Genomic DNA, 25,544 nt, shown 5'->3' with positions numbered 1-25,544 from the left:
CGACATTACACAAGCAGATGGGCAATCAACGCCAGCACCGCCAGATGTCCCACGTAGTACCCATAGAACACCCAGCGCCAGCGCGGCAGTTGCCACGGCACCCGCGTCGCCAGCACGACCACCGGAACGGCCAGCAGTGCCCAGCCGTTGTGGTTGGCCCAGCACGCCGCCGCAAGCGCGACCAGCAGCGGCCACCACGCCCGATGCCGGAACGCGATCCAGGCCAGCAGCACGGCGCCAACGCCGGCCCACTGGTAGTCCACGAACATCGGCAGCACACCGGCAGCCAGCAACAGCAGCACAGGCCGATGGCTCGCAAGCGCATGCACGGCCACCGCCGCCAAGGTGAAGGTGAGCAGGATGTTGAGCGGCAGCCAGGAACCGAACGCGAAGGCGTGCAACGGCTGCGCGATCAGCCCCCATAGCGCGAGCCGGCGCATCGATTTGCGCAGGTCGGCGCCCGGCTGGGCCAGGTTGCAGGCCATCACCAGCGCGAACAGCGGGAAGGCGATACGCCCCAGTTCGCTGACCACCGGCACGTAGCCCCCGAACACCACCTTGGCCACGTGGTCGCCGGTCATGGCCAGCAACGCGATCCACTTCAACAGCTCGCGCGCGCCGCTGCCGAGGCTGAGTTTGAACGTGGACGTCCCGGTCGTGGTCGCTTGCATCGCGGAAGCTTATGCGCATCGGCCAGCGCATTTCCAGCGCCGCGCAGGAGCTCGCCACTGCAAGCCGTAGATGGCGGCGCTATGCTGGCCGCCCCTGCTTGTGAGACACCCGCCATGCGCACCCTGTACCCGGCCATCGAGCCCTACCGCGAATTCGCCCTGCCGGTGAGCGATCTGCACACGCTGCATATCGAAGAGTGCGGCACGCCGGAGGGCATTCCGGTGGTGTACCTGCACGGTGGCCCGGGCGCCGGTATCTCGCCGACCCATCGGCGCTTCTTCGACCCGGCGCGCTACCGCATCGTGCTGATCGACCAGCGCGGCAGCGGCCGTTCCACGCCGTTCGGCGAGCTGCGCGACAACACCACGCAGGACCTGGTGGCGGACATCGAAAAGGTGCGTGAGCACCTGGGCATCGAGCGCTGGCTGGTCTATGGCGGCTCCTGGGGCTCCACGCTGTCGCTGGCCTACGCGCAGGCGCATCCGGAACGCGCCACCGGCCTGATCGTGCGTGGCGTGTTCCTCGGTCGTGAGATCGAGAACCGCTGGTTCGCCGAGGCCGATGGCGGTGCGCGCTGGATCTTCCCGGAGCGCTGGGACCGCTACGAGGCTTATATCCCGGAAGCCGAGCGTGGCGACATGATCGCGGCCTACTGGGCGCGCATGGATGGCCCGGATCAATCAACCCGCATCGAAGCCGCGCAGGCCTGGTTGGGCTGGGAAGACAATGCGGCCACCCTGCAGCACGACGTGGATGCCGAATCCACCGATGATCCGCTGGATACCCTGGCGAAGGCCCGCATCGAAGCGCACTACTTCCGCAACGGCATCTTCCTGGAGCCGGACCAGCTGCTGCGCAACATCGATCGCATCCGCCACCTGCCCGGCGTGATCGTGCAGGGGCGCTACGACATCATCTGCCCGCCGCGCAGCGCGTGGGACCTGGCCAAGGCTTGGCCGGAAGCGCGCCTGGAGATGGTGACCTCCGGCCACAGCGCCAACGAGCCGGCCACGGTCGATGCGCTGGTGCGGGCGACGGATGCCTTTGCCGACCGGTTCTGAACGCCTGGGATAGTGCCGGCCGCTGGCCGGCACCCCGCAACACACTCCCGCGTGCGACTACGGGTTGGCGTCAAACACCACGGTCATGTTGCCCTCCCAATGCGAGCCTGGCGCCTTCAGCATCTCTGTTACGGCGTCCCGTCCTGCGGTGAACCGCAAGGTCGACCGCCGCTGCATCAGATAGCCATCCGGTGTGAAGCGCGGCGCCTGTTCGTCGTCGGGCGACAGCGGTGTGTCCTGCGCCGGGCGCCCGTCGCGCAGATTGCGCATGCCGGGCAGGGTGACGTCCACATCCACCGGTACAACCTCCCCAAGCGTCTGATTGCGAATGCCGCAGCGATTGCCTGCGTCGTGCTCACAGCGCAGCTTCATGCTGAAGTCCATCGAGCTGGTCAGATGGAATGGCAGCTCCTGATAGAGGCGTATCGGGGCACGGCCCTGATCGGTCCACTGCGCCCAACCTGCCTCCGGCGCCAGGTGCACCTGCGGATTGTCGCTGGGGAACCGTACCTGGAACTGGTGCGACACCGTGAAGCGGAACTTCAACGTGATCGGCTCGGTCGTGACGTCATCACCAAAGTCGATGTCGCTGCCCGCGCCTCCCGCAGTGTAGGTCAACTCGCCTTCATAGATTCCGTCGGTCAGAGACAGGGGCGAAGGTGCCGTGATGAGAAGACCCAGACCGAACCAGGACATCGCATAGTCGGCCGGCTGGGGCAGACCACCGGTCCCCCGCGACCAGCACGGTGTCGGCGCCTCAGGGTTTTTGACAGTCCATCCGAACATGACGAACGACCCGTTTCCGCCGGTACGAACGTAGCTGCACCCCCCCAACACCTCCACTGTGTTTACAGGGTTGCTTGTACCTCCTGGCGTCAGATGACCACTGACAGTCGCGATCGCAATCCGGACTTCCGCTTCGATGCCCGTAGTGGTGTTCCGCAACATGACAGCCCGAGGAGCGGGCAATCCAAGATAGAAGCGCTTGCGGATATCACTGTCGTACTCGTGGGTTTTGCTCCACTGCAATGGAACGTCGATGGAGTAGGCGCCATCCGCCGTGCAGAAGTCTGGGCGCCACGAGCAGTAGGTTCCGCGCGGCGTCGTGTTCCGGAAGACCATCCGGCCCGGGTCCAGGGCTGACGGGGCAAACTCTGCCGTGACCAGCACTTCTGCCGCACATGCACTTGCGGCCGCGCCAAGCCCAATCACGACCAGCCCTGCGCCTCGCAGCGCCGCCATCAGCGAGCGGATTCTCATTTCGTATGCTCCTCGGTTCTCGCGATCGACGGCGGGCATCCCGTCGCCCCCACCATCAACACATCTCCTTCCCTGGGGTAGCGCCCCTCCTCCATCGTCAGCGTGCAGCTGACCAGGTTGGGGTAGCGCAACTCCACCACCGGCGCACGGGCGCTCAGTTCAAGGGTAAAGAATCCATCTTCCTGGCTGACGCTGCGGCCGGCGTGGTTGATCACCTGCACGCCGCGCACACCGTTGCCGTCTGCATCCAGTACCTGGCCCATGACGGTGAAGGTGCGCAGCACGTCCAGCGTGGCATGCATCACGCCCCCCTTGTTGAGGTGATAGCTGACGACCGAGGGCTGCAGCGTTGCCGACGGCGCATGCCGCCCCTGGAAGTCGAACTGCACGTGGCCTGCGCGATACGCGGCCACCGGGACGAAGTTGCGGCCCGGGCGCAGCGCAACGCCGCCGCCGTGGCTGTCGTCCGCACGCAGGGCAAGATCGGGATAATCGCTGCGGACATCGACAATCAGCCCGGTGTCGGCGCTTCTGCCGCGCCCCTGCCCCAGCACGGCGGCGCGCCCACCGCCAATGACCACGGTGCTGTCGAGGTTGGCGGTGCCGCTGATGCGGCCCGACGCCGCGCCGCGGTAGACCTGCATGTCACCCTCCACAAACGCGCTCTGCAGCGAGGCACCCGCGCCTGCGCCCAGCCCGCCCCGTTCGGCGGTGACCGTGCCATTCACGCTCTGCAGTACGGCGCCGTCCACGCGCTGTGTGGAGGAGGCGGTCACATAGGTATCGCGGCGACCGGCATCGCCGGTGCGGCTGCCCAGACTGCCGCTATAGCTGCGTTGATCGCTGCCCAGCGAGACGCTCACCGTCAGGTCGATCCCGCGTTGCCGCCGATAGCCCGTGTAGCGGGCGCCGGGGCGGTCATAGGCGGAAACGCGCCAGTTGACATCGTGCTTGCCGAACACCGTCTCCCGGCGCCCGTAAGAGACATCGATGCCGGTCCCGCGGGTGAAGCCCGAACTGCGGGCCACGCGCAGGCTGGCAGTATCACGGTGCCCGAAACGATGCGTGATCGAGACGGCCGTCGTGTCCTGCCAGCCGCCGCGGGTCTCCCAGCGTGGGGCGCCGCTGTCGTCTGCCACGACGCGCTCGCGCTGCTCCACCCAACCGCGCGCATGGTTGGCCACCACCGAGCCGGCACGATAGCGGTACAGGCCCTGCAGGTCCACGCCGCGCCCGGCGTCGCTGGAGGTATAGACATTGGTGTACGTGCTGAAGCGGTCACTGGCCTGCCAGTCCATCGACACACCCGCCGCATGCCGCGCGCCGATCCGCTGCACGGTGGCCCCGGCCACCGCACGGGAATGCAACAGGTAATTGACCACGGCACCGGCCGCGGCGCCGCCCTCGCGGGCGCTTCCGGCGCTGGCCAGCAACCCGCGCTGCTGCCCTGCGAACGCGCTGTAGCGCCACCGCCGGCTGGGATCCTGCCAGCGGCTGGGCTTGTGGATGGAGGCGCTTTCGCGGGACACTTCGCGGCCGTCCTGGACCACCCGCAGTTCCACATCGTAGATCCCGCCGGGTAGCCGGCGCGTATCGATTTCCTGGATGCCGGGCTTGACGGCCTGCGTGGACAGCAGGTTCCCGTCACGATAGATCTCCACCACGCCTTCGCCACTGGCGGTGACATAGACGGGATAGACACTGGGGCTTCGCGTATCGGCCAGCAGTACGTCCGAGGATCCGAACATCAGGCCCAGCGCCGTATCGTTCTGCGTACCCGGTGCCCGGGGCTGGCGCACAATGCCCTCGAAGGTGGGCAGGAAGTAGCCGGCGCGAACGAAATGATCGCCCAGTTCGCGCTGGGCATACAGGGCACTGAGGTAGTGCTCGCTGCTGCCGGGCTGGGCGTAGTACTGGTAGCTGCCAACCGTGCTCCAGTGGCCGGCACTGCCGCGCAGTTCAGCGCTGTAGCGCACGGTGGCCTGCTGTTCCTGGCCGCCGTGCACGGCAAGACTGTTGCGCACGATCAGCCCCCGGCTGCCCGCGTCCGGCAAGGCGATGTGGCGCCCCTCCTTCTGCGCGCCGGCAGGCGTCAGTACACTCAGCAGCGAGTTGGACAGACTGTAGTGCAGCGCTGCCATGCCCCGGCACTGATGCCTGCATACGCCCAGCGCCATCGGTTCAGCGAGTTGCTCGCCCCAACGGGCACGCTCGGTCTGTGCCAACCGGCTTTCGTGGCTGTCGCCAAAGCCGATCACCTGCACCCGGTTGTCTTCGTGCAGCAGAACCTCGGCGTCACCCAGATACTGCCCATCCAGCTCCACGCGCACGGTGAGCGGGTTGCCAAACAGGTGCTCGCGGAATTCGGCCGGCATGCGTTCGCGCTGCTGCAGCAGGCTGGGCAGCTCGCCCGGCGCGAGGCCGGCCGCCTGCGTTGACGTGGCAAGGACCACGGCACCGATCGCGGTCGCGAGCTGGGCCAGGCGGAATCGACGGTGGTTGGAGGACGAGAGCATGGGCGCTGTTCCGGCGTCCCCGCCGCGTCATTGGATGCGACGGGGCGCCTGAAAGGACTCAGGGAGTGATGTCGCTTTCGAAGATCATGTGGAACTGGCCACCGTAGCTGCCCTGCTTGTAGCCACCCGACGGCGCGGTCGGCGCGATGGCGAAGGCCAGCGACTTGCCCGCGGCGGCCTGGGCCGCGTTGGCAACGGTGATCTTGGCGGCGGCGGTTGCCGGAACCTCCACGTTGTCCAGCTTCACCACCAGGTCCACGACGTCTGCGGCCGACGCCATCTGTGCCGGCGACGTCAGGTAGGCGGTGATGGCAGCCGGCGACTTGATGTTGATGACGCGCCCGGTCAGTTCGCCCAGCGTTTCGCGCGCGGTGTCCCACGGCAGGTTCTGCGGCAGGCCTTCCCAGCCGTCAGGCGTGGACACCTGCAGGCCCGCGGTGTTCGGGACGTCGGCGGTCACGTTGACGGTGATCGACTTGGATTCGGTGGCTGCCAGGCTGACAGCCGGTGCGATGAGGGCTGCAGCGGCTGCAGCCAGGGCGTACTTCTTCAGGGACATGGAAATGCTCCGGGATCGGTGGATGGATACGATGGGATACGACGCCAGGACGAAGACACAGCCTCCCCGCCGGGCGCCTGGCGAACCCGGTGGGGACGTTGCAGAAAGGGGAGATGGGCGGACGATCAGCGGCGCGAGTCGATGCTGCGGTGGTCGTCGCCCTCCCTCAGGTCGTAGCGGGCGAACCGGCTGTCGTCGGCCTGCAGCGCATAGGTTCGCCCGGGCCGGACATGGACGATGATGCCGGGCGTGCAGGCATCCGGACTGCTTCGCTCGCAGTACCGCAGGTTGTCCAGCACCACCGTGGCGTTGCCACCGTTGTGCACGTGACCGTCCTGCACACGGGTGTCATAGCGCGTGTTCCGCGGTGCCACGAACAGGATGGTGCCGTAGCCGGTGAACACGCGAACTGCCGAGGTCAGCCCGGTGATCTCCTGCACCTGCGCATCGCTGAGTGAGAATTCCTCGGCGCTGGGCACCACCGGAATGAAGCGGAGCCGGTAGTAGCGCTCCTCATCACGGTCACCGCGATAGACCAGGCGCGTCGCCTGTTGGCCGTTGGCGGCAATGATCAGGCGGCTGGGGCTGGCGATCACCCCGTGCGCGCCAGGTGCATTGCGTACCAGCGCCACGGTGTCCACTGGCGTTTCGACAACCTTGCCGTCTGCATCGAAGTGCATCTGGGTGACCTCAACGCGCACGTATGCGGTCACATCACCGGTATTGCGTATGCGCTTGAGCAGGTTGCTGTGCGCGGGCGCAAGATGATCGAACAGGAGACCCACATTGATCTGTGGTGTCGTGGCATGAGCGCTGCTGGCGAACAGGGCCAGCAGGAGGAGAAGGAGTGCGCGTTGCATGACGAACCCGCGGGGAGAGGCGAGCGGCTAGTTTCACGGCAGATTTGCAATCAGGCCATGCAACAACTTGCAAAAAGGTCAGATATTTCCGACCTCGCAAAGTGGCTCCGCCCAGGTCAACCCGGAAATCCTGTCCGCGCACTCGGCCGCGGCGGTCTGGCCCGTTGCACATCGCGGCGGCACGCCCTGGAACAGCATCGACGGCCGGTACACGCATGGGGCGTGCGGGTGAACGGTGGCCCACCGCCATCTGGCGACCCGGTCGGTTCTTCGCAGCTCGCTTACAGATCCGGGCCGAATATCCGGCCGTGGCCATCCAGACCCATGGCCCGCGTCCCCACTTCTGGAGCCTGTCATGACCGGTATTCGCTACGTTCCTGCTGTCCTCGTCATCACCATCGGCCTGCTGCTGGGCGCCTGTTCCAGAACCCAGGAGGCGAGCAAGGCCACCGCCGCCGAGGACGTCACCGAAGTGAAGCTGATACCGCCGTATGAGTCGCTGGACAAGAACAAGGACGGCATCGTCACGCTGGCCGAAGTGGATGCCGTGGCACCCGACTGGGCCGAGCGCCTGCATGCCTGCGATACCGACCGTGACAAGACGTTGACCCGTGGCGAGTACGACGTCTGCAAGCAGACCAGCGGCGCGCATTGACCCACCACAGAACCCTCGATCGGCACCGCATACGCCCGGCTATACCAAGGTATAGCCGGGCTAACCCACGGGCCTCTAGGACTACCCCATTCAGGGGCGGACAATAGCGCCACTGGCCAGGGCAACCCTGGCTGGCACCCTCCCCTCATGGAGACGCAGATGGACCCCGACCCTGCCGGGCGCACCGCGCCCCGGATGACCGCTTGTTGCCTGTTCCTGGCGCCTGCCCGCCGGTCCCTGCCTGCCTGAGTGACGGGGGATCGCCAGGCGCCGCCTGCCTGGAGATCACCCCCATGTCCTACAAGATCCTCTACATCACCCTGCGCCGCCTGATTGGCGAGCGCGATGTTGCCGCCCTGCGCAGCCAGCTGCTGCAGCACGGCCCGGTCATGTTCGCCCGTTCGCTGTCGCTCGGTTCGCCGCGCGTGGTGGCTGACGCGCTGTCGCTGCTGCCGATCAGCGAGCGCATCACCGTGCTGCGCCATCTGCCCTACCCGCTGCGCGATGCGATGAAGCCGCTATGCATCGGCGGCAGCCAGCGCCTGCACATGCAGCCGTGGTCGCCGGCGGTGCTGGCCATGCGCCACGCCTGATCTGTCTCACCCATTCCGTTCGTGTTCCGGCTGCGGCCGGCTCTGACATTCGAGGAGCGTCCCATGAGCCTGCTCAACGCCTGGTTCAACGCCTTCCTGCGCAGCCGTCGCGCAGGCAACCTGTTCCGCCGTCGTGCGATGCCCGAAGCCGGCTTTGGCCCGGGCAGCGCCGAAGCGGCGCCGTTCGCGCTTACCACCGGCCTGGTCACCCTTGCCCAGCAGGAAGAAGCCGAGCTGCTGGCCACGCTGGAATCGCATGCCGATGGCCTGAGCCCGCATGAAGCCGAGGAGCGGCTGGCCACGCTCGGCCCCAACGAGGTGGATCACGAAAAGCCGCTGCCGTGGTGGCGGCACCTGTGGCAGTGCTACCGCAATCCGTTCAACCTGCTGCTGACCGTACTGGCGGCGGTGTCCTGGCTGACCGAGGACATCAAGGCCACGATCGTGATTGGTGCGATGGTACTGCTGTCCACGCTGATCCGCTTCGTGCAGGAAGGCCGCTCCAACCGTGCCGCCGAGCGGCTGAAGGCGCTGGTCGGCAACACCGCGCGCGTGCTGCGCCGCAATCCGGGCACCGAGGCCGCCGATGTGGCCGACCAGTACTTCGGCGCGCACCTGCACAGCCGTCGCCCGGCTCGCCTGCTGGACCTGCCGATCCGTGAGCTGGTGCCCGGTGACCACATCGTGCTGTCGGCCGGCGACATGATTCCGGCCGATTGCCGCGTACTGACCGCCAAGGACCTGTTCGTGGCGCAGGCCGCAATGACCGGCGAGTCGCTGCCGGTGGAAAAGTTCGCGCACCCCGGCGACGGCCTGGCTGGCCTGCTGGAGCAGCACAACCTGCTGTTCATGGGCACCAACGTGGTGTCAGGCACCGCCACCGCCGTGGTGCTGGCCACCGGCAACCGCACCTACTTCGGCACGCTGGCCCAGCGCAGCACCGCCACCGACCGTGCGCCCACCGCGTTCCAGGCCGGCGTCAACAGTGTCAGCTGGCTGCTGATCCGCTTCGCGCTGGTGATGGTGCCGTTCGTCCTGCTGATCAACGGCTGGACCAAGGGCGACTGGACCGAGGCGTTCCTGTTCGCGCTGTCGGTGGCGGTGGGCTTGACGCCGGAAATGCTGCCGATGATCGTCACCTCCACCCTGGCCAAGGGCGCGGTGCTGCTGTCGCGGCGCAAGGTGATCGTCAAACGCCTGGATGCGATCCAGAACTTCGGCGCGATGGAAGTGCTGTGCACCGACAAGACCGGCACGCTCACCCAGGACAGGATCGCGCTGGAGCGCCACACCGATGTGTTCGGTCACGATTCGGAAGACGTGCTGAAGTTCGCTTACCTCAACAGCCACTTCCAGACCGGGCTGATCAACCTGCTGGACCGCGCGGTGCTGGAGCACGTGGAGCTGCAGAGTTCGCTGCGGCTGTCGCAGGACTACCACAAGGTGGACGAGATTCCGTTCGACTTCGAGCGCCGCCGCATGTCGGTGGTGGTGTCCGAGCGCGAGGACCACCATGAGCTGATCTGCAAGGGCGCGGTGGAAGAGATGCTGGCGGTGTGCAGCACCGTGCGCGAGAACGGCCAGGACATGCCACTGGACGAGCGCCGCCTGGCGCGGGTGCGGCAGACCACCGAGGAACTGAACGAACAGGGCCTGCGCGTGGTGGCGGTGGCGATGAAGGAGACCGCGGCCAGTCAGAGCGCCTACTCGCAAGCGGACGAGTGCGGTTTGACGCTGGTCGGCTACGTGGCCTTCCTGGACCCGCCGAAGGAGTCGGCTGCGCAGGCGCTGCAGGCGCTGGCCGCACACGGTGTCGAGGTCAAGGTCTTCACTGGCGACAACGAACTGGTGACCGCCCGTGTCTGCGCACAGGTGGGGCTGGACGCGGACACCATCCTGACCGGCCCGCAGATCGAGCGCATGGACGACGGCGCGCTGTCGCGGGCGCTGCACCACCATCGCGTGTTTGCCCGGCTGACGCCGCTGCACAAGGAGCGGCTGGTACGCGAGCTGCGGGCGCAGGGCAAGGTGGTCGGCTTCCTCGGTGACGGCATCAACGATGCGCCGGCGCTGCGCGCAGCCGATATCGGCATCAGCGTGGACAGCGCGGTGGACATCGCCAAGGAGGCGGCCGACATCATCCTGCTGGAAAAGAACCTGATGGTGCTGGAGGAAGGCGTCATCCAGGGCCGGCGCACGTTCAACAACATGCTGAAGTACATCCGCATGACCGCCAGCTCCAACTTCGGCAATGTGTTCTCGGTGCTGGTGGCCTCGGCCTTCCTGCCGTTCCTGCCGATGCTGCCGCTGCAGCTGCTGGTGCAGAACCTGCTGTATGACATCTCGCAGATCGCCATTCCGTTCGACAACGTGGATGAGGAACTGGTACGCAAGCCGCTGAAGTGGAACCCGGCGGACATCGGCCGCTTCATGGTGTTCTTCGGGCCGATCAGCTCGCTCTTCGACCTGAGCTGCTTCGCGCTGATGTGGTACGTGTTCGATGCACGCACGCCGGCCGACCAGGGCCTGTTCCAGTCCGGCTGGTTCGTGGTCGGCCTGCTGACCCAGACCCTGATCGTGCACATGATCCGCACGCCGAAGGTGCCGTTCCTGCAGAGCATCGCCGCGCCGCCACTGCTGCTGATGACCGGCCTGATCATGGCCATCGGCGTGGCCCTGCCGATGAGCCCGCTGGCCGGCTACTTCAAGCTTCAGGCCCTGCCGGCCGGCTACTGGCCGTTCCTGGTGGCGATCCTGTTCGGCTATGCGGTGCTGACCACCGCGCTGAAGAAGTTCTACATCCGTCGTTACGGCTGGCAGTAAGCGCCCGCCGCTTGTCCAGGGAGAAACACAATGGACATCAATCCGAACCTGCCGGCGTTCAACGCCGGCGCCACGCTCAGCTCGCTGATCAGCCTGTCGGTGGCGTTCGTGCTGGGCACGGTCATCGGCCTGGAGCGGCAGCTGCGGCAACGCACCGCCGGCCTGCGTACCAATACGCTGGTGGCGGTGGGCGCGGCAGTGTTCGTCGATCTGGCGGTGCGCTTCCATGACCTGTACGGCGGACCACCCTCGCCGCTGCATGTGGTGGCTTATGTGATCTCCGGCGTCGGCTTCCTCGGCGCCGGCGCGATCATGAAGGACGGCGCGCAGGTGTCCGGCCTGAACACCGCCGCCACCCTGTGGGGATCGGCGGCGGTGGGAGCATGTGCAGGTATCAAGCTGCTGCCGGAAGCGGTGCTGGCCGCCGTCTTCGTGCTGGCCGCCAATACCCTGCTGCGGCCGGTGGTGAACCGCATCCAGCGGCAGCCGCTGCCGGAAGCGTTCAGCGAGGCGACCTATGCGATCAACGTGGTCTGCCAGCGCGAGCAGCAGGCCGAGGTGCTGGACCAGCTGTTGCTGCTGCTTGAGCAGGCGCATTACCCGGTGCGCGCGGTGGACCAGCGCCCGTTCGGTGAGCGCGATGTGGAGATCGAAGCGGTGCTGTATGCCACCACGGTGGATGCCGGCGAACTGGACGCTGTACTTGCGACGCTGGCGACCATGCCCGGTGTGCTGCAGGGATTCTGGAACGCCAGCCTGGAGGAGTAGTGCCGGCCGCTGGCCGGCAACACCGTGCACCGCTTTGGTAGGTGCCGACCTTGGTCGGCAGAGAACCTTCAGAGACCGTGTCCATCCCTGCGCTAGTGCCGGCCGCTGGCCGGCAACCTCATGAGCTCCGGCAACACCGTGCAGTTGCCGGCCAGCGGCCGGCACTACCAGGCATCGTTCTGGCTTGTGCCGACCAACGGTCGGCACCCACAGCAAAAGAGCCTGCCGACCAAGATCGGCATCTGCCTATGGCGGCTTTGCTATCCTTTCACCCCACGCCAGGGAGCCGTCCCGATGCCATCGCTGTCGCCCCGCCGCCCGCTGGTGCTGCTGGCCCTGATCGTCGTGATGGCCGCGATCTTCCTGATCGACACCGTCACCGATTACGCGGTTGCTGCTGCCTGCTTCTACGCAGCGGTCATCCTCGCGGCATCGCGCGTGCTGGGTGCGCGCGGGCTGATCTCCCTGGCCATCGCCTGCATCGCGCTGACCGGGCTGAGTTTCTTCCTGACCCGCTTCGGCACCTACCGCATCGGCCTGGTCAATTCGGTGATCGGCATGCTGGTGATCGGCATCACCACCTACCTCGCCCTGAACATGGAAGCGGCCAAGGCCGCCGTGCAGGAAGCGCAGGGTCGCCTGCTGCGGGTAGCGCGCGCCTCCACCGTGGGCGAACTCACCACCTCCATCGCCCATGAAGTGAACCAGCCGCTAGCGGCCATCGCCAGCAGCGCCGAAGCCTGCCAACGCTGGCTGGCGCAGGACCCGCCGAACGTGGACAAGGCCCGGCAGACCGTAGCCCGCATCCTGGCAGACGCGCACCGCGCCGGTGACGTGATCGCCCGCATCCGCGGCCTGACCCAGGGCGCGGCACCGGAACGGCGCGCCTTCGACCTGAACCAGGCGGTGGAGGAAATGCTGGCGTTGTCGCGCAGCGAACTGGACCAGCATGGCGTGGCCGTGGCCCTGCTGCTGGACGCCGACCTGCCGCCGGTGCAGGCCGATCGCGTACAGGTGCAGCAGGTGATCGGCAACCTGATCCTCAATGCGGTGGATGCAATGGAAGCCGTACCCGCAGGCGACCGGCGTCTGTCGCTGCTGACCCGGCGTGAGGGCCAACGGGTCAGCCTCAGCGTACGCGATCGTGGCGTCGGCCTGCCCGCCGACCATCCCGAGCGCGTGTTCGACGCGTTCTGGACCACCAAGTCGCACGGGTTGGGGCTGGGCCTCAGCCTGAGCCGCTCGATGATCGAGGCCAACGACGGCCAGATCCGCGCCGAACGACCGGCAGGCGGCGGTGCCTGCTTCGTCTTCGACCTGCCCGTCGCCACGGATGTCCACCATGCGTAAGCCCACTGCACCCATCGCCGATCCGGCGCCCATTGTCTATGTGGTCGACGACGATCCGTCGGTGCGCGCGGCGCTGGAAGACCTGCTGGCCTCGATGGGCCTGCAGGTGCGGGCCTTCGCCTCCACCCAGGCCTTCCTCGAGCACGACCTGGAAGACGCGCCGGCCTGCCTGGTGCTGGACGTGCGCATGCCCGGCCAGAGCGGTCTTGAATTCCATCGCACGATGGGCAGCCATGGCCTGCAGCTCCCCGTGGTGTTCATCACCGGCCACGGCGACATCGCGATGGGTGTCAACGCGATCAAGGACGGTGCCATCGAATTCCTGACCAAGCCCTTTCGCGACCAGGAACTGCTGGATGCGATCCACAAGGGCATCGAGATCGACCGCCAGCGCCGCCGCGAGGGCGAGGCGCTCGATGCCCTGCAGCAGCGCTGGAACACGCTCAACGCGGGTGAGCGCGAGGTGGTCGATGGCGTGGTGCGTGGCCGCCTCAACAAGCAGATCGCCGGCGACCTCGGCGTCAGCGAGATCACGGTGAAGGTGCGCCGCGCGCAGGTGATGCGCAAGATGGGCGCGCGCACCCTGGTCGACCTGGTGCGCATGTACGACCGCCTGCAGGCGGGGACGCCATGAACGTCCACGTCGCCTTGCTGCGCGCGGTCAACGTCGGCGGCACCGGCAGGCTGCCGATGCGCGAACTGGTGGCGATGTGCGAGGACGCAGGCTTCGCCGATGTCCGCACGTACATCGCCAGCGGCAATGTGGTGTTGCGCAGCTCGCTCGACGAGGCGGGCGTGCGCCAGGCCCTCGGCCAGCGGCTCCAGGAATATGCCGGCAAGCCGGTAGGCGTACTGGTGCGTTCGGCCAGCGAGATCGCAGGCGTGGTGGCACGCAATCCGTTTCCGGATGCCGCCGGCAACCGTGTGGTCGCCCTGTTCCTCGACGGCAGCCTGCCTGCCGACCCGCTTGATGGCGTGACCGGCCGGCGCGACGAACAGCTTGCACTCGGCACGCGCGAGATCTTCATCCACTACGGCGCCGGCATGGCCGACTCGCGCCTGCGCATTCCCGGCTCGGCACAGGGCACGGCGCGCAATCTCAATACCGTCGCCCGGCTCGCGGCGATGGCAGCGGAACTCCGCTAGATCTCGTCCGGCAGGCTGTAGACCAGCCGGTAGTCATGGCGGCCCTCGCTGATGGTGATCTCCAGCGTGCCGCTCAGGCCGAGCAGTCCTTCACTGCCCGAATCGGGCACCACCACAACGCTCAGCTCCGGCCTGCCCCGGGTCATCAGTCCGTTGTGCTGCAGGGTGAACCCACCCTGGCGCCCGGCCAGCGTGGCCGTTACCCGCTCCATCGCCACGTAGCCGGCCGAGCCCTGCACCGGCGTGCGGAAGGCCAGCATCTGGCCGACGCTGCTGCCGTGCAGGTCGCCGGCGAAGGTCTTGTTGATCGACATCACCGCAATCGGGCCGTCATTGCCACCGATCGGCCGCAGATCCACTTCAAACGTACCGTGTGCTTCGCCCTGCATCCTGCTCTCCCCTCTGGTCGGTTCAACGCTGCTACTTCTTCGTGGCCAGCACGATCACCCCGGCCAGCACCAGGCCGATGCCGCTCCACTCCCGCAGGCTGGGCCGCTCGCCCAGCAGAAGATAGGCCAGCACGATCACCAGCGCCACGCTGAACTTGTCCACCACGGCCACCTTGGCCAGCTCACCGCTCTGTAGTGCGCGGAAGTAGAACAGCCACGACGCACCGGTGGCCAGCGCCGACAGCACCAGGAACAGCTGGGTGCGCCCCGGCAGCAGCAACGGGTTGAACCATTTGCCGGTGACCACCACCAGCGGCAGGATCACCGCCGCCACCACCAGGGTACGGATGGCCATGGCCAGGTCCGGGTCGACACCCTTGACGCCGACCTTGGCGAACAGCGCGGTCAGCGCTGCGAACACGGCGGACAGTCCCGCCCAGAGCAACCATTGCGGTACGTTCTGCACGAAGCCCTCGCTTGCCGCAACCGATGAGCGTGCGCCAACGCTACTCCACCCTGCCATCGGTGGGGCTTCACCTGCCCATCACCGCCGCTACAATGGGACGGAATCGCCAGGGGGGCGATCTGCAGGGAATGCGCCATGCTTGAACAGGACACCACCCTCGCCCAAACCGGGCCGTCGGCCCTTGACCGGGCCCACCTGTCGTGCGCCGCACGGCTGCCGCTCCCCTTCCCCTTCGTTTCGCAGCAACCTGCCCGTTCCGCGCGGCAGGTTCCTCATTGCCTGCCCTGACCGGAGCCGTCGAAATGTCCGAGAACACCCTCCTTGCCACGCCGGCCGCTACCGCGCCGATCAAGTACCTCGACCGCGCCATGGCCACGCTGCGCAGCCTGGGCCTGGCCGCTCCCCAGGACAACAACGCACCGGCCATCGCGCTGGTCTCGCAGCTGTCCACCCTTGACCAGGGCCGCGTGGTGGCCATTGCCCGCGTGCTGCAGCAGTCCGGGCATTTCAATGCCGTGATGCGTGATGAAATCAGCTCGGCCAAGGTGTCCGACCGCTATACCGAGATCATCCGCGCGTTCGACAGCATCCGTGACGATGCCAGCACCATGGTCGAGCAGGTGCGCGACGGCAGGATCGACATGGGCGAGCGCCTGCAGAACCTGTGGATGAAGGTCACCCGCGGCGACATCCCGAGCCGGTTCGAGAAGATCCGCCGCACATTCCTGGAAGTCAGCCGCGATTCGGCCGAGCAGCTGCAGCGCGAGTCACGCGTGCTGGAGATGTACGGCGACTTCCGCCTGTCGATCAAGGATGCCGAGATCCAGGCCCATGAGCTGTTGAAGCTGCAGGAGCAGGCGCTGGCCGATGCCCGCGAGGCGCTGAAGCAGGCGCAGCAGCGCGTGGAGTCGACCGATCCGGCCGCCGATGCCGCCGACACCGGCCGCCTGGTCATGGCCCGCGACGAGGCCCTGCGCAACAACCAGGCCGAGGAGTCGCGCTACCAGCTGGCCAAGGACCTGGCCGAGAACCTGCAGGTGAACTACGCCACCTCCGAGGCGATCATGCTGCGCGTGCACCAGTCGCACGAGATCAAGCGCCGCGTCAACGAGCGCTCGGTGGTGTTCTTCTCCACCAATGAAACCAGCTTCACCGCCTTGAACCTGGCCTTCACCACGCAGATGGGCCTGCATGAGTCCACGCAGGCGCTCAATGCGATGACCGAGGGCACCTCCAAGGGCCTGGAAGCGGTGGCCAACATTGGCGATGACGTGCTGCACGAGGGCCTGAAGGCCGGCTACGGCGCCACCATCGGCGTCGATTCGGTGCGCAAGCTGGTCGATGCGGTGGTGCGCTTCCAGGAGACCTCGCTGCAGGAGATCGAGCAGCTGCGCGGCCAGGCGACCCGCGACTCGGCCGAGATCGCCGAGTATGTCGAACAGGGCAAGCAGCGCTTCGCCGCCCTGCTGCAGGCGCCGCCGAGCCCGGAGCCGCGCTGAGGTGAGTGCGACGATGGCCCCTGCCGAGCTGCAGGATGCGCTGCTGACCATGGATGTGGTCGACCAGCTGCGCTACCGCAACGCCGAAATGAAGGCGCTGGCCGACAGCGGCCACGACAAGGCGACGCTGAAGCAGCGCCTGCTTGAGCTGTACCGCTCGCAGGGTATCGAGGTCTCCGACGAGATCCTCGAGGCCGGCATCCAGGCCCAGCGCGAGCAGCGCTACCTCTACACCGCGCCGCGTGGCTGGAAGGCGTGGCTGGCGCGGCGCTGGATCGATCGGGCCCGCCTGTTGAAGTGGGCGCTGCTGGCAGCCTTCCTGCTGCTGGTGCTCGGCATGCTGCTGGTCATGGCGCGCAGCTTCGGAGCGTTCGTGCACGAGAGCAACGTGCAGAAGAACGTGCAGGTGCTGAACGACAAGGTGGCCGCGCAGCAACAGGAGGCTGCTGCAGCGCGCGCCCTGCTGGCCGCACAGGAACAGGCCCTGCAGGGGCTGCTGCCACGTGCCACCGCCAGCGGTGGGCGCCTGCAGCCACTGGCCGAAGGCGCACAGGCCGCGCTGGCCGAAGCACAGCGGCACTTCGCCGGGGTTCCCGCCGCACTGGCCGCACAGCCGACCCTTGTGCGCAAGGACAAGCTCACCCGGCTCAGCAGTGGTGGCAGTGCCACCGGCGAGCAGGCGGCCGCGCAGGTTGAGCAGCATCGGCAGGCCGCCGCGCAGCTGCTGGCGAATGCCAGGGAAACCCTGCCGCCGCTGACCGAGCGGGTGAACATGCTCGGCCAGGCGATCGAGGCCAGCGAGCTGCTGGATACCACCAACGCCGCTGCAAAGGCGGCACGCCTCGCGCCGGATGCAGAGCAGGCGCGCGCACGCGCCTACACCGGCGGCGACGTGGCACTGCGCGCGGGCGACATCGCCGCGGCCGGCCAGGCGGTAGCGACCCTGAAGGAGCTGATCGGCAGCGCCGACACGCTGGCCGCGCTCAACGAGCGGTTGGCCCAGCTCAAGGCCGACGGCCTCGCCACCGGTGTCGCCGGCGAAGACCGCAAGCGCTTCGAACGTGCGCTGGAGCAGGCCGCCCGCCTGATCCGGGTCGAGACGCTGGCCGAAGCCGGGCCGGCCCTGGACGAGGTCAGCCAGCTGGTGGGGCTGCTGTCGCAGACCCTGGTCTACCGCATCGTCAACCGTGACGATGAACGCACCGGCGTCTGGCGCTACAACGAGAAGGCCAATGGTGGCCGCAACTACTATCTGGTGACCGAAGCGCTGGACGAGGCCGGCAATGCTGCCGAACTGCCGATCCGCAACGAGGAAACCGGCAAGGAGGAACGGGTCTCGGTGTTTGCCGTACGCGTGCCCGAGGCCACCTACAACCGGGTTGCCGCCGACAAGCAGGACAACGGCATCATCGAAGACGACCAGATCGGCAGCAAGCCGCGCGGCAGCCTGTCGCCGCGGTTCCGCATGCCCGCCACCGGTGGCTACATCACCCAATGGTGATGGGTAAGGAACTGACATGAGAGACCTGAACGACGCGATTGCCGATGTCGAAACCGATATCGGCCAGGTGCAGGCACAACTGGCCGCGCGTGGCGACCAGTGCCGGGAGCTGATCAAGGAACAGGAAGCGCTGCACGGGCGGGTCCGCGACGACTTCAACGCCCTGGCGCGCCTGCAGGCCGAGGCCGCAAACGATGCGCCGCCGATGCTGGCCCGGGACCTGCTGCAGCAGTCCAGCGCCGATCTGCAGCGCCGTGACCGCAAAGCGGCGGTGCTGGACGACGAACTGCAGGCGCTGCTGGACATCGAGCAGTCGTTGCAGCAGCGGTCGCAGGAGGCCGTTGCCGCACGCGACGCCGCCGGCGGACGCTGGCAGGCCCTGCAGGACCAGGTGGACACCACGCTGGAAGCGGAACCTACCTACAGGGCGCTGCAGGACGACCTGCAGCTGGCCGTGGCGCGTGCCGACACGGTCGAGCGCATGGCTTCCTCTGCCCAATCGGAGCATGACGCCAAGGCCGGCGCCTATCAGGCCGACCCGATCTTCATGTACCTGCACCGGCGCAGCTACGGCAGCACGGCCTACCGCGGCTGGCCACTGGTGCGCACCGTCGACGGCTGGCTGGCCGAACTGTGCGGCTTTGAGCGTGCCCGTCGCGAGTACGCCACGCTGGTCGAGCTTCCGCCCTATCTGCAGGAACATGCCCGACGCGCCCGCGACGACGTGGAGGCGGCCCGCCAACCGGTACAGCAGGCCCGCGATGCCGCCCTCGCCCGCGCCGGTGGCGACCCGCTGCGCCAGCAGCTGCAGACGGCACAGGGCGCAGTAGCGCAGGCGCTGCTGGCCGAGCAGCTGCATCGTCAGACCGTGGATGCCAAGCAGGCACAGATCGACGGCTTCCGCAGTTGGACCGATGCCGAAGGCAGCGCCCTGCTCACCGCGCTGGCGCGCACGCTGTCGGCCAAGAGCATGGACGACCTGTACCGGCGCGTGGCCGCCACCGCCTCCGGCGAGGACGATGCCGTGCTCGAGCGCATCCATCGCAGTCGCCTGCGCCTGGGCGAGATCGATGGGATGGTAGGCGAGCACACCCGCGAAATGGCCGTGCTGAAAAAGCGCCTGGACAGCCTGCAGGCGGCGCGGAGGAGCTACCAGGCGGCAGCAGACATCGAGCGCCAGGCCTACGAGGCGCCGAGCTACCGGGCCGTCGCGCCGGCCACCGTCGCCGCATCCTTCTTCAGCACCACCAGCAGCCGAAGCACCACCCGCTCCTCTGGCGGCCTGTTCGACCTGCTTTCGGGCGGTTCCAGCAGTTCCGGCTCGGGTTCGAGCTCCAGTTCCAGCTCCAGCTCCAGTTCCAGCGGCAGCAGCTTCCACAGCGGCGGTGGTATCAGCGGCGGCGGTGACTTCAAGACCGGCGGCGGGTTCTAGCCCGGCAACGGCCGGGTGCGCCGCTTCAGCCGCGCATCCAGCAACCCCACGCCCAGCAGCACCAGGCTGGTCAGCCATCCGGCGGCCAGCAGGTGCATCCAGGGCAACACCAGGCCCAGCATCAGTAGTGCGGCGGCGCCCAGCAGGTGCGAGCGCGGCGCGCGCCCATAGACCACGTGCTTGTACAGGGCACTGCCCAGCAGATAGATCAGCGGGCCCGCCACCATCACCGTGGCGTACACCGTGGTGACGGCCGCCGCCGGATGGTCCATGACCAGATCGTTGCCCACCGCGGTGGCGATGATGCCGGCGATCAGCAGGGCATGCACGTAATGGAAATTGGCGCCCATCCGGCCCGGGTCTTCGGCGTGGGTGATGGCCTCTGTGGCATCGCGGCTGGAGATGCCGAAGTACAGCCACCACATGGCAATCGTGCCAGCGAAGGTGGCCAGCACCGCCGAGATCACCTGCAGGCTCCAGTGCTCGACATCGCTTAGCACGCCCCCGGTGGCCAGCAACGTCTCGCCCAGTGCGACGATGACGAACAGCTGGCAGCGTTCGGCCAGGTGACCGCCCTCGATGGTCCAGTCGCGGGTGTGCGACCGGCCCATGCCCGGGAACGCGAAGCCGAACATCGGCGAGATGTATTCGCAGGCCGCCGCCATCGCCCACAGTGCCAGCCGCAGGTGGCCCTCGGCCGCCGCGCCGGCCAGCCAGAAGCAGGCCGACACGCTGACCCAGGCCAGCATGCGGCGGAAGTTCGGCGCCAACGTATGGTTGCGGCCGACTTCCAGCAGCACGAACGCGGTGCGTCCGACCTGCATCGTGGCGTACGCCCCGGCGAAGATCCACGCACGATCGGCGAACGCCTCGGGAATGGACGAGGACATCAACAACGCCAGCAGCATGGTGGCGAACATCAGGCCCCGGATGCGCGGCGCCTCCGGGTCGAACCAGTTGCTGACCCAGCACGCGTACTGCCAGCCGAGCCAGACCGCGAACCACAGCACCAGGGTCTGCAGCACGCCGGCCAGGTCCATATGGTGCAGCAGATGGTGGCTGAGCTGGGTGACCGCGAACACATAGACCAGGTCGAAGAACAGTTCTTCGTAGGTCACGCGGGCATGATGGCCATCGCGGTGGCGGAGCGCGGGCAGGCGCAGTCGGGTACTCATGGAACTCCTTCAGCGCGCCAGGCGCCAGTACAGGAAACCGGCCAGCAGCGCCGGCACGGCGAATACCAGCAACAGGATCGGCAGCTCCTCGCGTACCGCGTAGCCGGCCTTGCTGACCCCTACCCACATGTTGGCCACGGCCACCAGCAGCCAGGTGGCGATGAAGGCGATCAGTGCCGTGGGCAGCTGCGAGGTGCCCGTGCTCCAGAGATGGCCAAACAGCACGAATACCCCCAGCAGCAGTACGCCACCCAGCATCACCATGAGCACGTGCATGGTCCACCTCCTTGAGCCTGGTAGCAGGCTAGCCCCGGCCGATTCTGCGCTCCAGCCCGTGGAGGTGGATTCACAATCCATGGCCAGCGAACAATCCCTGGGCAGGCTGCGGCGCACCTTATCGCAGCCATGAATTATTCGCGAAACGGTCCGCCCCGCCCGCGTGCTAGTTTCATTCGACCCTGCCCAGACACCTCTCCGCCATGCGCCTTTGCCTGACGACCCTTGCCCTGACTGCCACACTTGCCTTTGATGTGACTGCCGCCGACGCACCGCTGCCGCAGCTGCAGGCCTACACCGTGGACGCCTCGTGGCTGCAGCCGATGGCACCGCTGCAGATTGCCGACCACACCTGGCAGATCGCCACCGAGGACCTGACCGCGCTGCTGGTGCAGACCGCCGACGGTGCGGTACTGCTCGACGGCGGCATGCCGCAGATGGCCGGTCACCTGCTGGACAACATGAAGGCACGCGGGGTGGCAGCACAGGATCTACGGCTGATCCTGCTCAGCCACGCACACGCCGACCATGCCGGGCCAGTGGCGGAGCTGAAGCGCCGTACCGGCGCCAGCGTAGCGGCCAACGCCGAATCGGCCGTGCTGCTGGCGCGCGGTGGCAGCAACGACCTGCACTTTGGCGACAGCATCACCTTTCCGCCGGCCAGCGCCGACCGCATCATCATGGATGGCGAAGGGGTCACCGTAGGCGGCATCGCGTTCACCGCGCACTTCATGCCGGGGCACACCCCAGGCAGCACCGCCTGGACCTGGACCGATACCCGCGATGGCCAGCCGGTGCGCATCGCCTACGCCGACAGCCTGAGTGCGCCGGGCTACCAGCTGCAGGGCAACGCCCGTTATCCCCGCCTAGTCGAGGACTACCGGCGCAGCTTCGCTACGGTGCGCGGCCTGCCCTGCGACCTGCTGCTGACGCCGCATCCGGGCGCCAGCAACTGGAACTATGCCGAGGGTGCAGAGGCCGGAGCCAACGCCCTGACCTGCAAGGCCTACGCGGATGCGGCCGAGAAGAAGTTCGACGCACAGCTGGCCAAGGAAACAGCCACGGCACGCTGATCCTGTAGAGCCGAGCCCATGCTCGGCTTGCCGGCCAAACACAGCCGAGCATAGGCTCAGCCCTACACAGGACGCGTCGAAGGGTGCCGGTCAGGACGACCGGCACCCGCCTTCCATCAGCCACCCTGCCCGTGCTGGGCAAACGGCTCGGTGCTGCCGTCGGTCCGCACCAGCTCGACGGTGTACGGCTGCACGTAACCATCCGGCATTTCCATGCCCGGCGAACCGGCCGGCATGCCGGGCAGCACCAGCCCGCGTGCGGCCGGGCGTTCGGCCAGCAGGCGCTTGATGTCCTCGGCCGGGATGTGGCCTTCGACCACATAACCGCCGATCTCGGCGGTATGGCAGGAGGCCTTGCCGACCGGCACGCCCAGGCGGACCTTGATCGGATTCATGTCATCGGTATCGCGCACGTCCACCTGGAAGCCCGCGGCCTTCAGATGGTCGACCCAGATACCACAACAGCCACAGCTGGCGGTCTTGTGCACGATGGCCACCGGCAGGGCCGGATCGACCTTGGCCGGGCTGGCCTGGATCGGTGCCACCGGAGCCTTGCTGGCGACCGGTGCGGCGGCGGATTCTTCGGCGGCACGTGCACAGGCGGTGGTGGCCAGCACGGTGCCCAGCAGCAGGCCGAGGGAGAGAGAACGGTTCATTGAGTGATTCCTTTGCTGAGGCGGGCAACGCGGCCCGCCGCCCGCGCATCGAAGGCGCAGGCAGAGGCGAGAAAGAGCCGAACAGTCATGGCAGGCGCTTGAGCGCCTGCAGGACATCACACGATGGGGGGACGCAACGGGTCCGGCATCGGCGGCGATGCGCGTTGCTGGGAACGAGCAGCTACAGGCGCCTCACGCCACGGCGAGGCGGGCGTTCCACTCAACGTGGCCAGCATGCCAAGGCAGGCTGGCGGGCATTCGCACTCACCGCTCTGGCAGGCCGCCCGGGCCGCATCATCGCAGCAGCCGGCTGCCGCCAGCGCAGCCGCGTGCGGTGCAGCGCAGTGATCCTGGTTGGCCGACCCGCCGTACGAAGACGAGCCAAGCGCCAGCGCCGGTGCATTCAGCACCAGGGCAACGAGCAGCATCCATCGCAGCAGCAGGCCAGGCAGGTTCACCCGCCGATGATAGCCGATGCGCGTCACGCAATCGCCGCCGCCATCGCCCGCATCCGCACCGGGATCGACTTCGCTGCGGGTGTGCCGCTGATCCGGTCGTAGTAGTCCAGCGGCAGCAACGGGTTCAGTTCCGGGTAGTAACCGGCCAGCGCGCCGCGCGGCATCGGGTAGTCCAGCACCGTCAGGCCCTCGATGCGGCGCTGCACGCCATCGCCGCTGATCGTCTCCAGGCTGACCAGCGCTTCCTTCTCCAGCCCGCGCGCCAGCCGGTCCTCGATATTCATGAACAGCACCATGCGATCGTTGTACACGCCGCGATAGCGATCGTTGTAGCTGTAGATGGTGGTGTTGTACTGATCATGCGAGCGCACGGTGGCCAACCGCAACATGTCCGGATCGTGCACCGGATCGTCCACGTCCAGGCCGGGCATCACCAGGATGTTGGCCTTGCCATTGGGCGTGGGCCACACCCGGCGGCGCGGCGGAATGTCCAGATGGAAACCGTGTGGCTGCTGGATGCGCTCGTTGAAGCCGGTGTAGATCTCCGGATACACCGCGGCAATCAGCTCGCGGATGGGCGCGTAGTCGTGCATGCAGCCGGCCCAGTCAACCCTGCTGTCGGGCAGCGTGGCCAGTGCCATCCGGCAGACGATCTCGACCTCGGGCAACACCTCGGCACTGACCGGCTCCAGTACCCCGCGCGACGCGGTTACATTCGACATCGCGTCTTCGATGGTGACGAACTGCTCGCCGGCGGGCGTAACGATGCGCTCCGAGCGCGCCACCACCGGCAGGATCAGTGCATCGCGGCCATGGACCAGGTGCCCGCGGTTGAGCTTGGTGGCAATGCCCACGGTGAGCTCCAGGCCACGCATTGCCTCATACGCACGCGGGGTATCGGGCACGGCATGGATGAAGTTGCCACCCAGGCCGATGAACACCTTGGCGCTGCCGTCCAGCATCGCCTCGATGGATTCGACCACATGGTGGCCATGCTCGCGCGGCGGGTCGAAGCCGAACACCTGCTGCACGCGGTCCAGATAGGCCGGCTTGGGCTTCTCGTCGATGCCGACGGTGCGGTCGCCCTGCACATTGGAATGCCCACGGATCGGTCCGATGCCGGCGCCGGGCTTGCCGAAGTTGCCACGCAGCAACAGCAGGTTGGCGACCTGCTGCAGCAGGCGCGAGCCGTACTGGTGCTGGGTCAGCCCCATGCCGTAGCAGATCACGGTGGCCTTGGAACGGATGTAGATCTCCGCACAGCGGCGGATCTGCGCCTGCGAAATGCCGGACACCTGCACGATCTGGTCCCAGTCCTGCGCCATCACGTCTTCGCGCAGCGCCTCCAGGCCCACCGTGTGTTCCGACAGGAAATCATGGTCGAGCACGCGCTCGCCCTGTGCCTCACGCTCGAACATCACCTTCATCATGCCCTTGATCAGGGCCAGGTCGCCGCCGATGCGGATATGCACGAACTCGCTGGTGATCTCGGTCGAACCGAACGTGGCCATCTGCACCACGTCCTGCGGCTCGGCGAAGCGGATCAGCGCACGCTCGGGCATCGGATTGACCGCCACGATCGGGATGCCGCGTTTACGCGCCTCGACCAGGTTGCTCATCATCCGCGGTGAATTGGTACCGGTGTTCTGGCCGATCACGAAGATCGCCTCGGCATGCTCGAAGTCCTGCAGCACGATGGTGCCCTTGCCCACCCCGATGGCCGGCGGCAGGCCACGGCTGGTCGGCTCGTGGCACATGTTCGAGCAGTCCGGGAAATTATTGGTGCCGAACTCGCGCACGAAGATCGAATACAGGAACGCGGCTTCATTGGGCGTGCGGCCGGAGGTGTAGAACTCGGCCTGGTGCGGGCTGTCCAGCGCCTGCAGGTGGCGGCCGATCAGCGCGAAGGCATCGTCCCAGCTGCACGGCACGTAGTGGTCGGTGGCTGCGTCGTAGCGCATCGGCTCGGTCAGCCGGCCCTGCATCTCCAGCCAGTAGTCGGTCTGCGCCATCAGTTCGGTCACGGTGTACCGGGCGAACAGTTCGCGGCCGGCGAGGAACTGGGTGGCTTCCCAGGCCAGTGCCTTCGCGCCGTTCTCGCAGAACTCCAGCTTCTTGCGTTCGTCGGCATCGGGGAACGCGCAGCTGGGGCACTTGAAGCCACCGGGCTGGTTCATCGCCAGCAATGCCTTCGATCCCTTGCCGATCACACTCTGCTGCAGCAGCACCTTGGCCGTGGCGCCGGCGGCACCCCAGCCTCCGGCGGGCTGGTTGTAGGGCTTGTAACGCGGCGGTTTCTGCTCGGACATGTTCGGGAACCTGGCAGTAGGAACGCAACAACGAACGGCACAACGCG

23 protein-coding genes are annotated in these 25,544 nt (G+C 67.3%); 12 read left to right on the top strand and 11 right to left on the bottom strand.

Translation table 11 applies throughout. The features are described from left to right. Positions 1-5: 5 nt before the first annotated feature. Positions 6-671 carry a TraX family protein gene (locus AC5P53_RS14105; protein WP_241886882.1) on the bottom strand — a complete coding sequence of 222 codons (666 nt, stop codon included), beginning with the start codon at positions 669-671 and terminating at the stop codon, positions 6-8. Positions 672-785: 114 nt separating this feature from the next. Between AC5P53_RS14105 and pip the strand changes: the two genes are divergently transcribed. Then, on the top strand, positions 786-1,733 hold the full coding sequence (gene pip / locus AC5P53_RS14100; protein ID WP_111206274.1) for a prolyl aminopeptidase: 948 nt from the start codon (positions 786-788) through the stop codon (positions 1,731-1,733). 57 nt (positions 1,734-1,790) lie between these two features. On the opposite strand, the gene AC5P53_RS14095 is transcribed toward pip, so the two are convergent. The 4 genes from AC5P53_RS14095 to AC5P53_RS14080 all read right to left on the bottom strand — a co-directional run bounded on the left by AC5P53_RS14095 (position 1,791) and on the right by AC5P53_RS14080 (position 6,928). Further along, positions 1,791-2,993: a hypothetical protein gene (locus AC5P53_RS14095; RefSeq protein WP_241886883.1), complete on the bottom strand. Its 1,203-nt coding sequence runs from the start codon at positions 2,991-2,993 to the stop codon at positions 1,791-1,793. Further along, positions 2,990-5,509 carry a TcfC E-set like domain-containing protein gene (locus tag AC5P53_RS14090; RefSeq protein WP_241886884.1) on the bottom strand — a complete coding sequence of 840 codons (2,520 nt, stop codon included), beginning with the start codon at positions 5,507-5,509 and terminating at the stop codon, positions 2,990-2,992. The genes AC5P53_RS14095 and AC5P53_RS14090 overlap by 4 nt, the downstream gene beginning before the upstream one ends. A 58-nt stretch (positions 5,510-5,567) precedes the next feature. Beyond that, on the bottom strand, positions 5,568-6,068 hold the full coding sequence (locus AC5P53_RS14085; RefSeq protein ID WP_046430838.1) for a CS1 type fimbrial major subunit: 501 nt from the start codon (positions 6,066-6,068) through the stop codon (positions 5,568-5,570). A gap of 125 nt (positions 6,069-6,193) precedes the next feature. Continuing rightward, positions 6,194-6,928, bottom strand: a complete 735-nt coding sequence (locus tag AC5P53_RS14080) for a CS1 fimbrial subunit B flags: Precursor (protein ID WP_241886885.1) — start codon at positions 6,926-6,928, stop codon at positions 6,194-6,196. A gap of 355 nt (positions 6,929-7,283) precedes the next feature. On the opposite strand from AC5P53_RS14080, the gene AC5P53_RS14075 reads away from it, so the two are divergent. From AC5P53_RS14075 to AC5P53_RS14045, 7 genes are all read left to right on the top strand, one after another. Continuing rightward, positions 7,284-7,583 carry an EF-hand domain-containing protein gene (locus AC5P53_RS14075; protein WP_049439579.1) on the top strand — a complete coding sequence of 100 codons (300 nt, stop codon included), beginning with the start codon at positions 7,284-7,286 and terminating at the stop codon, positions 7,581-7,583. Positions 7,584-7,876: 293 nt separating this feature from the next. Further along, positions 7,877-8,176, top strand: a complete 300-nt coding sequence (locus AC5P53_RS14070; RefSeq protein ID WP_005413574.1) for a hypothetical protein — start codon at positions 7,877-7,879, stop codon at positions 8,174-8,176. Between the two features lie 63 nt (positions 8,177-8,239). Beyond that, entirely contained in the window at positions 8,240-10,999 is a 2,760-nt protein-coding gene (mgtA, locus tag AC5P53_RS14065) for a magnesium-translocating P-type ATPase (RefSeq protein WP_049439576.1), read from the top strand. A 30-nt stretch (positions 11,000-11,029) separates the two neighbouring features. Further along, the gene (locus AC5P53_RS14060; RefSeq protein ID WP_241886886.1) at positions 11,030-11,767 is read left to right on the top strand and encodes an MgtC/SapB family protein; all 738 of its coding nucleotides are present in this window, start codon (positions 11,030-11,032) and stop codon (positions 11,765-11,767) included. Between the two features lie 294 nt (positions 11,768-12,061). Beyond that, positions 12,062-13,117 (top strand): sensor histidine kinase, encoded by a 1,056-nt coding sequence (locus AC5P53_RS14055; protein ID WP_241886887.1) that lies wholly within the window; start codon positions 12,062-12,064, stop codon positions 13,115-13,117. Further along, positions 13,110-13,751, top strand: a complete 642-nt coding sequence (locus AC5P53_RS14050; RefSeq protein WP_014647295.1) for a response regulator transcription factor — start codon at positions 13,110-13,112, stop codon at positions 13,749-13,751. The genes AC5P53_RS14055 and AC5P53_RS14050 overlap by 8 nt, the downstream gene beginning before the upstream one ends. Continuing rightward, positions 13,748-14,263 carry a DUF1697 domain-containing protein gene (locus AC5P53_RS14045; RefSeq protein ID WP_014647296.1) on the top strand — a complete coding sequence of 172 codons (516 nt, stop codon included), beginning with the start codon at positions 13,748-13,750 and terminating at the stop codon, positions 14,261-14,263. Before AC5P53_RS14050 ends, AC5P53_RS14045 begins: the two co-directional genes overlap by 4 nt. Here the strand turns inward: AC5P53_RS14045 and AC5P53_RS14040 are convergent. Beyond that, positions 14,260-14,652, bottom strand: a complete 393-nt coding sequence (locus tag AC5P53_RS14040; protein WP_126412339.1) for a DUF3224 domain-containing protein — start codon at positions 14,650-14,652, stop codon at positions 14,260-14,262. The two genes, AC5P53_RS14045 and AC5P53_RS14040, sit on opposite strands and share 4 nt — an antisense overlap. A gap of 31 nt (positions 14,653-14,683) precedes the next feature. Next, on the bottom strand, positions 14,684-15,118 hold the full coding sequence (locus AC5P53_RS14035; protein ID WP_241887024.1) for an EamA family transporter: 435 nt from the start codon (positions 15,116-15,118) through the stop codon (positions 14,684-14,686). 302 nt (positions 15,119-15,420) lie between these two features. On the opposite strand from AC5P53_RS14035, the gene AC5P53_RS14030 reads away from it, so the two are divergent. The 3 genes from AC5P53_RS14030 to AC5P53_RS14020 are packed head-to-tail and all read left to right on the top strand — an operon-like array spanning position 15,421 to position 19,550. Beyond that, positions 15,421-16,617, top strand: a complete 1,197-nt coding sequence (locus AC5P53_RS14030) for a cell surface protein (RefSeq protein WP_241886888.1) — start codon at positions 15,421-15,423, stop codon at positions 16,615-16,617. A gap of 13 nt (positions 16,618-16,630) precedes the next feature. Further along, positions 16,631-18,118, top strand: coding sequence for a DUF6384 family protein (locus tag AC5P53_RS14025; RefSeq protein WP_495227423.1), 1,488 nt, complete (start codon positions 16,631-16,633; stop codon positions 18,116-18,118). Between the two features lie 16 nt (positions 18,119-18,134). Next, entirely contained in the window at positions 18,135-19,550 is a 1,416-nt protein-coding gene (locus AC5P53_RS14020) for a coiled-coil domain-containing protein (RefSeq protein WP_241886890.1), read from the top strand. Here AC5P53_RS14020 and AC5P53_RS14015 read toward each other — a convergent pair. Both AC5P53_RS14015 and AC5P53_RS14010 read right to left on the bottom strand, forming a co-directional pair. Further along, complete coding sequence (locus tag AC5P53_RS14015) at positions 19,547-20,725, bottom strand: low temperature requirement protein A (protein ID WP_164232916.1); 1,179 nt, start codon at positions 20,723-20,725, stop codon at positions 19,547-19,549. The genes AC5P53_RS14020 and AC5P53_RS14015 overlap by 4 nt on opposite strands. Before the next feature lie 9 nt (positions 20,726-20,734). Beyond that, positions 20,735-21,001, bottom strand: coding sequence for a hypothetical protein (locus AC5P53_RS14010; protein ID WP_014647303.1), 267 nt, complete (start codon positions 20,999-21,001; stop codon positions 20,735-20,737). 203 nt (positions 21,002-21,204) lie between these two features. On the opposite strand from AC5P53_RS14010, the gene blaL1 reads away from it, so the two are divergent. After that, positions 21,205-22,074, top strand: a complete 870-nt coding sequence (gene blaL1 / locus AC5P53_RS14005) for a L1 family subclass B3 metallo-beta-lactamase (protein ID WP_241886891.1) — start codon at positions 21,205-21,207, stop codon at positions 22,072-22,074. A gap of 116 nt (positions 22,075-22,190) precedes the next feature. Here the strand turns inward: blaL1 and AC5P53_RS14000 are convergent, their stop codons facing one another. Then, positions 22,191-22,730, bottom strand: coding sequence for a DUF411 domain-containing protein (locus tag AC5P53_RS14000; RefSeq protein ID WP_080281925.1), 540 nt, complete (start codon positions 22,728-22,730; stop codon positions 22,191-22,193). Between the two features lie 481 nt (positions 22,731-23,211). Then, positions 23,212-25,497: an FdhF/YdeP family oxidoreductase gene (locus tag AC5P53_RS13995; RefSeq protein WP_241886892.1), complete on the bottom strand. Its 2,286-nt coding sequence runs from the start codon at positions 25,495-25,497 to the stop codon at positions 23,212-23,214. Positions 25,498-25,544: the final 47 nt, after the last annotated feature.

This window comes from Stenotrophomonas sp. YJH_SMC_82, assembly GCF_059368875.1.
This window is presented reverse-complemented; position numbering and strand designations above follow the sequence as displayed.